The sequence below is a fragment of the Pseudomonas sp. 1L-E-NC-VB-C3 genome (genome assembly GCF_057291535.1).
The window spans coordinates 178,661-192,006 of sequence record NZ_JBXAWD010000004.1; the positions used below are offsets into that span (position 1 = coordinate 178,661).

The 13,346-nt window shown below is 60.7% G+C and carries 13 protein-coding genes; 10 read left to right on the top strand and 3 right to left on the bottom strand.

The features are described 5' to 3' along the window. The first annotated feature begins 51 nt into the window (after positions 1-51). From AC0Z5Z_RS08615 to pdeM, 6 genes are all read left to right on the top strand, one after another. Positions 52-780, top strand: a complete 729-nt coding sequence (locus tag AC0Z5Z_RS08615; protein ID WP_256810476.1) for an ABC transporter permease — start codon at positions 52-54, stop codon at positions 778-780. After that, positions 777-1,487: an ABC transporter permease gene (locus AC0Z5Z_RS08620; RefSeq protein WP_130912856.1), complete on the top strand. Its 711-nt coding sequence runs from the start codon at positions 777-779 to the stop codon at positions 1,485-1,487. Before AC0Z5Z_RS08615 ends, AC0Z5Z_RS08620 begins: the two co-directional genes overlap by 4 nt. Before the next feature lie 27 nt (positions 1,488-1,514). Then, entirely contained in the window at positions 1,515-2,633 is a 1,119-nt protein-coding gene (locus tag AC0Z5Z_RS08625; protein ID WP_457264172.1) for a succinylglutamate desuccinylase/aspartoacylase family protein, read from the top strand. Between the two features lie 12 nt (positions 2,634-2,645). After that, on the top strand, positions 2,646-3,410 hold the full coding sequence (locus tag AC0Z5Z_RS08630; protein WP_056783337.1) for an ABC transporter ATP-binding protein: 765 nt from the start codon (positions 2,646-2,648) through the stop codon (positions 3,408-3,410). 193 nt (positions 3,411-3,603) lie between these two features. Beyond that, a complete protein-coding gene (locus AC0Z5Z_RS08635) occupies positions 3,604-6,093 on the top strand; it encodes a ligase-associated DNA damage response DEXH box helicase (protein WP_485610959.1) in 2,490 nt (829 codons plus the stop codon). Continuing rightward, positions 6,090-6,743: a ligase-associated DNA damage response endonuclease PdeM gene (gene pdeM, locus AC0Z5Z_RS08640; RefSeq protein ID WP_370695115.1), complete on the top strand. Its 654-nt coding sequence runs from the start codon at positions 6,090-6,092 to the stop codon at positions 6,741-6,743. Before AC0Z5Z_RS08635 ends, pdeM begins: the two co-directional genes overlap by 4 nt. 44 nt (positions 6,744-6,787) lie before the next feature. Here the strand turns inward: pdeM and AC0Z5Z_RS08645 are convergent, their stop codons facing one another. Next, complete coding sequence (locus tag AC0Z5Z_RS08645) at positions 6,788-6,997, bottom strand: hypothetical protein (protein ID WP_016771389.1); 210 nt, start codon at positions 6,995-6,997, stop codon at positions 6,788-6,790. 107 nt (positions 6,998-7,104) lie between these two features. Next, complete coding sequence (gene dcd / locus AC0Z5Z_RS08650; RefSeq protein WP_007940589.1) at positions 7,105-7,671, bottom strand: dCTP deaminase; 567 nt, start codon at positions 7,669-7,671, stop codon at positions 7,105-7,107. A 355-nt stretch (positions 7,672-8,026) separates the two neighbouring features. Here dcd and AC0Z5Z_RS08655 point away from each other — a divergent pair, with 355 nt between their 5' ends. Further along, the gene (locus AC0Z5Z_RS08655) at positions 8,027-8,236 is read left to right on the top strand and encodes a cold-shock protein (protein ID WP_002554837.1); all 210 of its coding nucleotides are present in this window, start codon (positions 8,027-8,029) and stop codon (positions 8,234-8,236) included. 119 nt (positions 8,237-8,355) lie between these two features. Here the strand turns inward: AC0Z5Z_RS08655 and AC0Z5Z_RS08660 are convergent, their stop codons facing one another. Continuing rightward, positions 8,356-9,363, bottom strand: coding sequence for a DUF481 domain-containing protein (locus AC0Z5Z_RS08660; protein ID WP_024011896.1), 1,008 nt, complete (start codon positions 9,361-9,363; stop codon positions 8,356-8,358). A 165-nt stretch (positions 9,364-9,528) separates the two neighbouring features. On the opposite strand from AC0Z5Z_RS08660, the gene AC0Z5Z_RS08665 reads away from it, so the two are divergent. From AC0Z5Z_RS08665 to AC0Z5Z_RS08675, 3 genes are all read left to right on the top strand, one after another. Continuing rightward, positions 9,529-9,882 (top strand): MGMT family protein, encoded by a 354-nt coding sequence (locus AC0Z5Z_RS08665; RefSeq protein WP_071174585.1) that lies wholly within the window; start codon positions 9,529-9,531, stop codon positions 9,880-9,882. Positions 9,883-9,925: 43 nt separating this feature from the next. Next, positions 9,926-11,485, top strand: a complete 1,560-nt coding sequence (locus AC0Z5Z_RS08670) for an AmpG family muropeptide MFS transporter (RefSeq protein WP_076566230.1) — start codon at positions 9,926-9,928, stop codon at positions 11,483-11,485. 129 nt (positions 11,486-11,614) lie between these two features. After that, positions 11,615-13,330 carry a proline--tRNA ligase gene (locus tag AC0Z5Z_RS08675; protein WP_041478071.1) on the top strand — a complete coding sequence of 572 codons (1,716 nt, stop codon included), beginning with the start codon at positions 11,615-11,617 and terminating at the stop codon, positions 13,328-13,330. The last annotated feature ends 16 nt before the right edge of the window (positions 13,331-13,346 follow it).

A 13,346-nucleotide genomic window follows, 5' to 3' on the forward strand; every position in this document is an offset into this window, starting at 1 on the left:
CGGCGCCCATCCTCGATGGGCGCCTTTTCCATCCGCTCAGGTTGCTGATTTATGTTTGAAACCCTCCTGCAAAATCTGGGGCTGGCCTCGTTCAGTCTGCAGGGCTTCGGCCCGTTGCTGCTGCAAGGCACCTGGATGACCATCAAATTATCGGCGATGTCGCTGCTGGTGGCCGTGTTGCTCGGCCTGCTCGGCGCCAGTGCCAAACTGTCGAAAGTCAAACTGGTGCGCCTGCCCGCGCAGCTCTACACCACGCTGATTCGCGGCGTGCCGGATCTCGTGCTGATGCTGTTGATCTTCTACAGCCTGCAAACCTGGCTGACGTCGCTGACCGACTATATGGAATGGGAATATATTGAAATCGACCCGTTCAGCGCCGGCGTGCTGACGCTGGGCTTCATTTATGGCGCGTATTTCACCGAGACCTTCCGTGGCGCCATCCTCGCGGTGCCGCGTGGTCAGATCGAAGCCGCCACCGCGTATGGCCTCAAACGTGGCCAGCGTTTTCGCTTCGTGGTGTTTCCGCAAATGATGCGCTTCGCTTTGCCGGGCATCGGCAACAACTGGATGGTCATGCTCAAGGCCACCGCGCTGGTGTCGATCATTGGCCTCGCCGATCTGGTCAAGGCTGCCCAGGACGCCGGTAAAAGCACCTATCAACTGTTCTACTTTCTGGTCCTCGCCGCCTTGATTTATCTGCTGATCACCAGTGCTTCGAACTTCATCCTGCGCTGGCTCGAACGCCGCTACGCCGCCGGTGCCCGGGAGGCCGTACGATGATCGAACTTCTCCAGGAATATTGGCGCGCCTTCCTTTATACCGACGGCCAGAACATCACCGGGCTGGCGATGACGATGTGGCTGCTGACCGCCTCGATCTGCATCGGCTTCGTCGTCTCGATTCCGCTGTCGATTGCCCGCGTCTCGCCGCACTTCTACGTCCGTTGGCCGGTGCAGTTCTACACCTACCTGTTCCGGGGCACGCCGCTGTATATCCAGTTGCTGATCTGCTACACCGGCATCTACAGCCTCGCCGCCGTGCGCGAGCAGCCGATCCTCGACAGTTTCTTTCGCGACGCGATGAACTGCACGATCCTCGCCTTCGCCCTAAACACCTGCGCGTACACCACGGAAATTTTCGCCGGGGCGATTCGCAGCATGAACCATGGCGAAGTCGAAGCGGCCAAGGCTTATGGCCTGACCGGCTGGAAGCTGTATGCCTACGTGATCATGCCGTCGGCACTGCGCCGTTCGTTGCCTTACTACAGCAACGAAGTGATCCTGATGCTGCACTCGACCACCGTGGCGTTCACCGCGACCATTCCCGATATTCTGAAAGTCGCGCGGGATGCCAACTCGGCGACCTTCCTGACCTTCCAGTCATTCGGCATCGCCGCGCTGATCTACCTGACCATTACTTTTGCGCTGGTCGGCCTGTTCCGCCTCGCCGAACGCCGCTGGCTGGCCTTCCTCGGGCCGACTCACTAGCACCGGTTTGAAAATAAAGAGATAACAATGCGCCACCAGATTCATGACTTGCTGGCCCCGCTGCCGGGGACCGCACGGCAGATTCACAGTTTCCACTTCGGCCCACCGCAGGCCAAGGGCAAGGTTTACATCCAGGCGTCGCTGCACGCTGACGAACTGCCGGGCATGCTGGTCGCCTGGCACCTGAAACAGCGTCTGGCCGAACTGGAAGCTGCCGGCCGCCTGCGCAGCGAAATCGTCCTCGTGCCGGTGGCCAACCCGGTCGGCCTCGAACAAGTGCTGATGGACGTGCCGCTGGGCCGTTACGACCTCGAGAGCGGGCAGAACTTCAACCGCTGGTTCGTCGACCTCAGCGAAGAAATCGGCAACGCCATCGAAGGCCAGTTGAACGACGATGCGCAGCACAACCTCGAACTGATCCGTGCCAGCCTGCGCAACGCCCTCGACCGTCAGAAGCCGACCACACAACTGCAATCCCAGCGTCTGACCCTGCAACGCCTGGCCTGCGATGCCGACATGGTGCTGGACTTGCACTGCGACTTCGAATCGGTGGTGCACCTGTACACCACGCCCGAAGCCTGGCCGCAGGTCGAGCCGCTGGCGCGCTATATCGAAGCCCAGGCCAGTCTGCTCGCTACCGATTCCGGCGGGCAATCGTTCGACGAGTGCTTCACCCTGCTCTGGTGGCAACTGCGCGAGCGCTTCGGTGAGCAGTTCGAGATTCCGCTGGGCAGCTTCTCGGTGACCGTCGAATTGCGCGGCCAGGGCGACGTCAATCACCCGCTGGCCAGCCGCGATTGTCAGGCGCTGATCGACTATCTGATCCAGTTCGATGCCATCGTCGGCGAGACCAAGCCGCAACCGCCACTGCCGTACCCTGCCACGCCGCTGGCCGGGGTCGAACCAGTGACCACACCAGTCGGCGGCCTGCTGGTGTACTGCGCCACGCCCGGCCAATACCTGGAAGCCGGCCAGCAGATCGCAGAAATCATCGACCCGGTCCACGACAAGGTCACCCCCATTCATTGCACCGCCGCCGGCCTGCTGTATGCGCGCTCGCTGCGGCGCATGGCCACTGCCGGCATGGTCATCGCCCACGTCGCGGGCGCCCAGGCCTATCGCAGCGGCTACCTACTTTCGCCTTGAGGATGCTCGTCCATGTACAAACTGACCGTTGAAGGCCTGCACAAAAGCTATGGCGATCATCAGGTGCTCAAAGGCGTTTCGCTCAAGGCCAAAACCGGCGACGTGATCAGCCTGATCGGCGCCAGCGGCTCGGGCAAAAGCACCTTTTTGCGCTGCATCAATTTCCTTGAACAACCCAATGACGGCGCCATGAGCCTTGATGGCCAGGCGATCCGCATGGTCACCGACCGCCACGGCATGCACGTTGCCGACGCCGATGAACTGCAACGCCTGCGCACGCGGCTGGCGATGGTGTTCCAGCATTTCAACCTGTGGAGCCACATGACCGTGCTGGAAAACATCACCATGGCCCCGCGCCGGGTGCTGGGTTGCAGCAAACAGGAAGCCGAGGATCGCGCCCGACGTTATCTGGACAAAGTCGGCTTGCCGGCGCGGGTCGCCGATCAATACCCGGCGTTTCTGTCCGGCGGCCAGCAACAACGCGTGGCGATCGCCCGGGCACTGGCGATGGAACCGGAAGTGATGCTGTTCGACGAACCGACCTCGGCACTCGACCCGGAACTGGTCGGCGAAGTGCTGAAAGTGATTCAGGGCCTGGCCGAGGAAGGCCGGACGATGATCATGGTCACCCACGAAATGAGTTTTGCGCGCAAGGTGTCGAATCAGGTGCTGTTTCTGCATCAGGGTCTGGTGGAAGAAGAAGGTGCGCCCGAAGAAGTGCTGGGCAACCCGAAAAGCGAACGCCTGAAGCAATTCCTGAGCGGCAATCTTAAATAAGGTTGGCACTCAACCCTTTGTGGGAGCGAGCCTGCTCGCGAAAGCGGTTTATCAGTCAACATCAATGTTGAAGGTGACATCGCATTCGCGAGCAGGCTCGCTCCCACGGGGGAATCCACCGACCGACAAAGTTAAACTTGTCCCCCCGCTTCGCTGTCTCTGAAACAACACCTCCAGAGCGCACGCAGCCGGCATGGCGAAATCCCCCGACTTTGCAAAAACCTGGTTCAGCGCCCGCGACTGGAAGCCGTTCGCCTTTCAGAAACAGGTGTGGGCGGCGGTGAAAAACGGCGAATCCGGGTTGCTCCACGCCAGCACCGGCGCCGGCAAAACTTATGCGGTATGGTTTGCTGCGCTCAACCGCTTCGCCCGCCTGCAACCGCCCGTGGCTACACCGCGCAAACGCAAAGCGCCGGCCGAACCGCTGACGGTGCTGTGGATCACGCCGATGCGCGCCCTCGCCGCCGATACCGCCCGCGCTTTACAAAGCCCGGTCGATGAATTGCAGATTCCGTGGAGCATCGGCCTGCGCACCGGCGATACCAGCAGCAGCGAACGCGCGCGTCAGGGCCGGCGTTTGCCAACGACGCTGATCACCACCCCGGAAAGCCTCACTCTGCTACTAGCCCGCGCCGATGCGCGCACCGCGTTGTCGAGCCTGCGCATGATCGTCGTGGATGAATGGCACGAGTTGCTCGGCAACAAACGCGGCGTGCAACTGCAACTGGCTCTCGCCCGCCTGCGTCATTGGCAGCCGGAACTGATCGTTTGGGGCGTGTCCGCCACCCTCGGTAATCAATCCCACGCCGAGCAAGTGCTGATCCCACAGGGCGGCGGCGTCAGTGTTCAGGGCAAAAGCGAAAAAACCCTGCAAGTCGACACCCTGCTCCCACCGGCCATCGAGCGTTTTCCCTGGGCCGGCCACATCGGTCTGAAGATGCTGCCGCAGGTGGTGGCCGAACTTGACGCCTGTGCCAGCAGCCTGGTGTTCACCAACACCCGCGCGCAATCGGAGATCTGGTATCAGGCGCTGCTGGAAGCGCGGCCGGACTGGGCCGGGTTGATCGCGCTGCACCACAGCTCACTGTCACGCGATACCCGCGATTGGGTCGAGCAGGCGTTGAAGAATGGCCAGTTGAAAGCGGTGGTGTGCACCTCGAGCCTGGACTTGGGTGTGGATTTCCTCCCGGTCGAGCGCGTGCTGCAGATCGGCTCGGCGAAAGGCGTTGCGCGGTTGATGCAACGTGCCGGGCGCTCCGGCCACGCACCGGGGCGCACCTCGCGGGTGACGCTGGTGCCGACCCACAGCCTGGAACTGATCGAAGCGGTCGCCGCACGCGATGCCGTCGAGCAACGGCGCATCGAGCCGCGCCTGTCACCGCACAAGCCGCTGGATGTGCTGGTCCAGCATTTGGTCAGCATGGCCCTTGGCGGTGGCTTTATTCCTGAAGACTTGTACGAAGAAGTCCGTGGTGCCTGGGCCTATCGTGACCTGACAGCGGCAGACTGGGCCTGGGCGCTGGCGTTCGTACGCCATGGCGGGATGTCTCTTACAGCGTATCCGGATTACCGCCGGGTCGAGCCGGACGAACACGGCGTCTGGCGTGTGCCGGATGCGCGTCTGGCGCGGCGCCATCGCATGAGCATCGGCACCATCGTCAGCGACGCGAGCATCAACCTGAAATTCTGGAGCAAGGGCGGCGGCGGCAAACAGCTGGGCAGCGTCGAGGAAGGCTTTATCGCCCGGCTGAAACCCGGCGATGGTTTCCTCTTCGCCGGGCGCCTGCTGGAACTGGTGCGGGTGGAAAACATGACCGCCTACGTCAAACGCAGCACCGCGAAAAAGGCTGCCGTGCCGCGCTGGAATGGCGGACGCATGCCGTTATCCAACGAACTGGCCGAAGCGGTGGTCACGCGCTTCAGCGCCGCTGCTCAAGGTCAATTCAACGGCCCGGAAATGCACGCGTTGCGGCCGCTGCTGGAGACGCAGATACGCTGGTCCGGCTTGCCCACCACGGAAAATCTGCTGGCCGAAGTGCTGAAATCCCGCGAAGGCTGGCATCTTTTTCTCTATCCGTTCGCCGGGCGACAAGTGCATCTGGGACTGGCGAGCCTGTTGGCGTGGCGCGTCAGTCAGCGCCAGCCGGTGACCTTCTCGATTGCCGTGAATGATTACGGCCTGGAACTGCTCAGCGCCACGCCGGTGGATTGGGCCACGCATCTGGACGCGCACCTGTTCAATGCCGATGACCTGTTGCTGGACGTGCTCGCCAGCCTCAATGCCGGTGAACTGGCGTTGCGCCGCTTCCGCGAAATCGCGCGGATCGCCGGGCTGGTGTTCGCCGGGTATCCGGGCGCACCAAAAAGCACCCGCCAGGTGCAGGCGTCGAGTGGCTTGTTCTTCCAGGTGTTCAAACAATATGACGCCGACAACCTGCTGCTAGCCCAGGCTGGGGAAGAAGTCCTACGCGAAGAGCTGGATATTCGCCGTCTGGAACAGACACTGGAGCGCATCAATCAGATGAAAATGGACGTGCATCAGGTTAAACGTCCTACACCGTTGGGCTTTCCGCTGCTGGTGGAGCGGATGCGCGAGAGCATGAGTTCGGAAAAACTGGCTGACAGGATCAGAAGAATGGTTGGTGACCTGGAAAAAACCGCTGATAACGGGAAATCGTCGTGAGTGCGTACCCGGTGCGTTTGGCCGGTGAGGAGTTGTGGCTGCTGCCGGAGAAAGCGCTGTACTGGCCAGCGCAGGAAGCATTGCTGATCGCCGATGTGCATTTCGGTAAGGCGGCGGCCTATCGCAGCCTCGGCCAGCCGGTGCCGCATGGCACGACGGCGAGCAACATCGAGGTAATCGACGCGTTGCTGACGCGGTTGCCGTGTCGCCAGTTGATCTTCCTCGGGGATTTTCTGCATGGGCCTGGTTCCCATCTCCCGACCACACTGAATGCGCTGGCAGAGTGGCGCACGCGCCACGCTGACCTGCCGATGACGCTGATTCGCGGCAACCACGACAAACGCGCAGGCGACCCACCAGCCTCGCTGAATATTCGCGTGGTACCAGAGCCGCTGTTACTAGGGCCATTCGCCCTGCAGCATGAGCCCGATCCGCATCCGGAACGGCACGTGCTCGCGGGCCACGTGCATCCGGTTTATCGATTGCACGGCAAAGGTCGGCAGAGCCTGCGCCTGGCCTGTTTCAGACTCGGTGAGCGCATCAGCCTGATGCCGGCATTCGGTGCGTTCACCGGCGGCTATCAGGTCGAGCGCGACGACAGCTGCAGAGTCTTCGTGATCGGCGACAACGAAATATGGCCCGTCAGCTAGATCGCAAATCGATCAGACTGACGGGCCATATTCATGACAGTGGATCAGGCCACAGGCGCCGGAGGCGGCTCGTCCGGCAGCGTCGGTTCGCCTGGTTCGGTCGGTTGTTCGTTGGGAGTATCGGGATCGGGCTGGCCGGGCACGCCGCCGGACAGGCTCAAAGACGGATTCGCCAGTAACGACCAGGCCAGAACGCCTATCTGATTGGGCTCAAGCCTTGCCAGTTCAGCGCTGATTCGCGGGTCGATCTTCATAGGGCACTCCTCAGTGAAGGCCCGAATCTGTGTGTAACAAAAACGGGCAGTACACCCCATAGAGTGTCTGCCCGCCAAAGAATTCCCGACATCCGTCGGATGGTCGATCAGGTACGCGGCAAGGTCACGCCACGCTGGCCCTGGTACTTGCCGCCACGATCCTTGTAGGAAACTTCACATTCTTCATCGGATTCGAGGAAGAGCATCTGCGCCACACCTTCGTTGGCGTAGATTTTCGCCGGCAGGTTGGTGGTATTGGAGAATTCCAGGGTCACATGACCTTCCCACTCAGGCTCGAGCGGAGTGACGTTGACGATGATGCCGCAGCGCGCGTAGGTGCTTTTACCCAGGCAGATGGTCAGCACGTTGCGCGGAATGCGGAAGTATTCGACGGTGCTGGCCAGGGCGAAGGAGTTCGGCGGAATGATGCAGACGTCGCTGTGGATGTCGACGAAGCTGCCGGCGTCGAAGTTCTTCGGGTCAACAATGGCCGAGTTGATGTTGGTGAACACCTTGAAGTGGTTGGTGCAACGCACGTCGTAGCCGTAGCTCGACACGCCGTAGGAAATCACCCGGCTGTCGTCGCTGCCGCGCATCTGGCGCTCGACAAACGGTTCGATCATGCCGTGTTCCTGCGCCATGCGGCGAATCCACTTGTCCGATTTGATGCTCATGGCGGGTTTGTCCTGAATAGCGAGGTGGAAAAATTCTGTCCGGCATCTTACCGGGCGCGTCGTCTCGTTCAAAGTGCGCAACGCAATTCTCGGCGAACACCCCGTATTTACGCGATGTGGCGACGAACCGTCGCACCGCCGATCCCTAAAACACAGAATCCTTTGCAAGAAACATTGGCACGTTCCGGAAAAAGGGTTAAGGTGGCGTCACTGTGTTGCTTGTGTCACTGAGAATCTCTACACGATATGTTGAATTTCGATCCAACCATCTACAAGAATTTTTCCTGCTCTTTGCACTCAGTCTCGGCCAGGGTTCTTCCTGAGTCGCAGTTATCTTTGTTCAAGGAGTTACACCATGTCTAATCGCCAAACCGGTACCGTTAAGTGGTTCAACGATGAAAAAGGCTTCGGCTTCATCACTCCACAATCCGGTGACGACCTGTTCGTTCACTTCAAAGCTATCCAATCCGACGGCTTCAAAAGCCTGAAAGAAGGCCAACAGGTTTCTTTCATCGCTACCCGCGGTCAGAAAGGCATGCAAGCTGAAGAAGTACAAGTTATCTAACTTGTAGCTTCTTTAGAAAAGAGCCCCGCCCTTAAAAGCGGGGCTTTTTTGTGGGCGCCTGTTTTGCGCTGGCAAAAAAAATCGCGACCCTTGAGGCCGCGATTTTTTTGTTTCTGCCCTTACCAGGCGACGCCAAACCCTGCGGTATAACGGGTCTTGTTCAGATCCGCATCGTTGGTGCCACTGATGATGTCGCGCTCGGCCTTGAGGTTGAGCGAGGCCCAGTCGGTGACCTTGTAGCGCAGGCCCAGCTCGGCATCCAGTGCGTAATCGGCAACACCCGACAGCGGCTTGCCGACTTCGCCATTGGTGAAGAACTCGACCTTCTTGCCGATCAGGTAGCGGTTGTAGTCCCACTTCATCGCGACGGAGTAGAAGTTGTCCTTGCTGCCATCGCGGTATTCATAGTCGGTGCGGTTGAGCAACGAGCCCAGCGAGAACGCACCCAGTTCATCGTCCCAGAACTGGTAACCCGGACCGGTACCGACCACACGCTGACGCGCCAGCTCTTCGATGTGATCACGCTTGTAGTTGATGCGCCCTTGCCAGAACCACTGATCGGTAAGGAAGCGGTCGAGGGAGTATTCGGCGCGCCAGTTGTTGGTGGTGGTTTCCGCATCCTGGACTTCGCGGTTGTACTCGCCCTCGCCGGTATGGCGCCAGCGACCATGGCGAGCCGAAGTCTTGAAGGCGACGTCGTAATCGTCGGTGTCCTTTTCGGCGCGCTGATAGTCCAGCGCCAGATCGACGTTACCCTTCCATACCAGGTCGGTGACGATCGGCTTGGGCTTGAGAATCTGCTGAATGCTCGCCAGCTCGACCGTCTTCGGCGCCTCGCCGTTGGCCAGGGTGACCTTGCCATCGTCGGCCGCGGTGAGCGACTTCGACACTTCGCCGGCATAGGCGTCCTGCTTCACCAACAGATGCTGATCGCTGTCGAGGGTCTTGACCTCTTTCCAGTCAATCGCCACTGCGCCGGCGTATTTGGTCTGGATCAGCAGCTTGCCGCCATCGAATACCGTGATAGTGCCACTCAGCTTGTCGCCGTTTTTCAACCAGACGGTGTCGGCAAGCAGGGGCGTGGACGCGCTGAAAACAGCAAGGCACAACAGGGTTCTGGGGAACATAAGCAGATCGGGGGCTCAGAGTTGGCGAAAAGGGTCGGCATTATCCGTAGGATTTTGCCCATGACAAGGACTGACCGGACTATTTCAATTGAGTTCATTTCTCAACCGCGCCACGAGCGATTACCCTTGTCGCCATCATCACGCCAATGCTCAGGAGCCGCGTACGTGAAAGACCCGCTCGACAGCGTCGAAAACGATGCGCAAATCCGACGCACGGCACTCTACTCGACGCTCGCGCAAGTGCCCGAAGGCAAAGTCGTCAGTTATGGCCAGTTGGCCGAACTTGCGGGGCTGGGCCGCGCCGCGCGCTGGGTCGGGCGGACTTTGAGCCAGTTGCCCGGCGACACCAGGCTGCCCTGGCACCGCGTGCTCGGCGCCGGCGGGCGCATCAGTTTGCCGGTCGGCAGCCCTTCCGGTGACGAACAACGTGCGCGATTGCGCATGGAAGGCATCACCGTCCAGAACAATCGTGTGGATATTCGGCGCCATGGCTGGCGTCCGGTAGAGCACAGCGGTTAGAGTGCGCGCTTTGTTTTCGCAATTTTGAGGCAGACTTCAGCCCATGCCCCGTAAAACCTGGCGCGCCGCGCTCGCCGCCTATGCCAGTCCTTCGACGCTCGTGCTGTTGTTGCTCGGTTTTGCCGCCGGCCTGCCGTACATGCTGGTGTTCTCGACGCTCTCCGTATGGCTGCGTGAAGCAGGCGTGGCCCGTGAAACCATCGGCTATGCCAGCCTGATCGGCCTGGCGTACGCGTTCAAATGGGTCTGGTCGCCGCTGCTCGACCAATGGCGCCTGCCCTTGCTGGGCAAGCTCGGCCGCCGCCGTTCCTGGCTGGTGCTCTCCCAGGCACTGGTGATTCTCGGGCTGATCGGCATGGGTTTCTGTGATCCGCAGAAGCATTTGTCCTGGCTGATCGCCATTGCTGTCGTGGTTGCCTTCGCCTCCGCCACGCAAGATATCGCGGTCGACGCCTATCGCCTGGAAATCGCCGATGACAGCCGCCAGGCCGCCCTCGCCGCCAGCTACATGTCCGGTTACCGCGTTGCCGCCCTGCTCGCCACCGCCGGTGCGCTGTTCTTCGCCGAAGGTTTCGGCTCCACCGGCTTCAACTATAAGCACGCAGCTTGGACCGGCACCTATGTGCTGTTCGGCGCATTGATGGTGCCTGCGCTGCTGACCACGCTGTTCATGCGTGAACCACCCGTACCGCTGCGCACGCAGTTGCAGGCCGGGCGCTACACGTTCATGCATCAATTGATGTCGGTGTTCGTGCTGATCGTGCTGCTGGTTTCCGTACCGGCGATGTTCACCCAGCTGTACAACACCGATTTCGCCGGCGTGCTGTTCGGTGACATGAGCCCGCTGGACCTGCTGCTTGAAGACCGCGCCTTTCTGCGCGCCATCCTCTACATATTGCTCACCGGTTTGTGTCTGTCGGCCATGGGCCGGCGCGGACTGGCGCCGGTACTGACGCCGATCAATGACTTCATCCTGCGTTATCGCTGGCAGGCGCTGTTGCTGCTGGGCCTGATCGCCACTTACCGGATGTCCGACACGGTAATGGGCGTGATGGCCAACGTGTTCTACATCGACCAGGGTTTCACCAAGGATCAGATCGCCAGTGTCAGCAAGATTTTCGGCCTGATCATGACCCTCGTCGGCGCCGGCATGGGTGGCCTGTTGATTGTGCGTTTCGGCATTCTGCCGATTCTGTTTATCGGTGGTGTGTCTTCGGCAGCGACCAACCTGCTGTTCGTCATGCTCGCGGACATGGGCCCGAACCTGCAGATGCTGGTGGTGACCATTTCCCTCGACAACTTCAGCTCGGGCCTGGCGACATCGGCGTTCGTTGCCTACCTGTCGAGCCTGACCAACCTGAAGTTTTCCGCTACGCAATATGCCCTGCTCAGCTCGATCATGTTGCTGCTGCCGCGCCTGATGGGCGGCTATTCCGGCGTGCTGGTCGAGAAGTTCGGTTATCACAGCTTCTTCCTCATTACCGCCCTGCTCGGCGTACCGACGCTGCTACTGATCGCGCTGCACTGGTTCCAGGAGCGCCGCCGCGAAGGACAAACACCGACGCCCGAGCCTGCACCGACGCCCGTCACCGAAGAATCGTAGGACGCTTCGCCAATGGCGGGAGTAATCCCGCCGCTGGCGCCTTCCGCCGGCCACACTTCTGTACGTCAGCAAAACTCGCCGGTACACTGCTCCGTCATTTCCAGTCATAGCAACCGACAACGGCCAACCATGCGCACCAGTCAATTTTTGCTCGCCACACAGAAAGAAACGCCTTCCGACGCGGTCGTGATCAGCCACCAGCTGATGCTGCGCGCCGGCATGATCCGCAAGCTTGCCTCGGGCCTGTACACCTGGCTGCCGATGGGCCTGCGAGTCATGCGCAAGGTAGAAGCCATCGTTCGCGAAGAGATGAACGCTGCCGGTTCTCTGGAAGTGTTGATGCCGAGCACCCAACCGGCCGAGCTGTGGCAGGAATCGGGGCGCTGGGAAGAATACGGCCCTGAGCTGCTGCGCATCAAAGACCGCCATGGTCGTGATTTCTGCGCGGGCCCGACCCACGAAGAAGTGATCACCGATCTGATGCGCAACGAGTTGAGCAGCTACAAACAGCTGCCAATCAACCTGTATCAGATCCAGACCAAATTCCGTGACGAAATCCGCCCACGCTTCGGTTTGATGCGCGGCCGCGAATTCATTATGAAGGACGCCTACTCCTTCCACGCTGATCAGGCGTCGCTGCAGGTCACCTACGACCGCATGCATGAAGCCTACTGCAACATCTTCACGCGTCTGGGCCTGAAATTCCGCCCGGTAGAAGCCGACAACGGTTCGATCGGTGGTGCCGGTTCCCACGAATTCCACGTGCTGGCCGAGTCCGGCGAAGACGATATCGTCTTCAGCAACGGCTCCGACTACGCGGCGAACATCGAAAAAGCCGAAGCGGTGCCACGGGAAACCTCGCGCCCTGCGCCAACCGAAGAACTGCGTCTGGTCGACACGCCGGACACGAAAACCATCGCCGCCCTGGTGGAAAAATTCAATCTGCCGATTGAAAAGACCATCAAGACCCTGATCGTGCACGCCGAAGAAGAAGGCAAGCTGATCGCGCTGGTGATTCGTGGCGACCACGAACTGAACGAGATCAAGGCTGCCAACCAGCCTGGCGTGGCCAGCCCGCTGGTGATGGCCTCCGATGCCGAACTGCGTGACGCGATTGGCGCCGGCGCCGGCTCGCTCGGCCCGCTGAACCTGCCGCTGCCGATCATCATCGACCGCTCGGTCGCGATGATGAGCGACTTCGGCATTGGCGCGAACATCGATGACAAGCACTACTTCGGCGTGAACTGGGAGCGTGATCTGCCGGTTCCGACCGTTGCCGACCTGCGCAACGTCGTCGCCGGCGACCCAAGCCCGGACGGCAAAGGCACGCTGGAAATCAAGCGCGGCATCGAAGTCGGCCACATCTTCCAGCTGGGCAACAAGTACAGCAAGGCGATGAAGTGCGAAGTGCTGGGTGAAAACGGCAAGCCAGTGACCCTGGAAATGGGCTGCTACGGCATTGGCGTTTCCCGCGTGGTCGCCGCTGCCATCGAGCAGAACAACGACGCCAACGGCATTATCTGGAGCGACACCCTGGCGCCATTCCAGATCGCGCTGGTACCGCTGCGCTATGAAACCGAACAGGTGCGCGAAGCCACCGACAAGCTCTATGCCGAACTGACGGCGGCCGGCTTCGAAGTGCTGCTGGACGATCGCGACAAGAAAACCAGCCCGGGCATCAAGTTCGCGGACATGGAGCTGATCGGCATTCCACACCGGATCGTGGTCAGCGACCGCGGCCTCGCCGAAGGCAACCTGGAATACAAGAGTCGTTCCGAAGCAGAGGCGCAAGCACTGCCGGTGGCCGATGTTGTGTCCTTCCTTCAGGCCCGTATCCGCCGCTGAAACCAGATAGAGACGT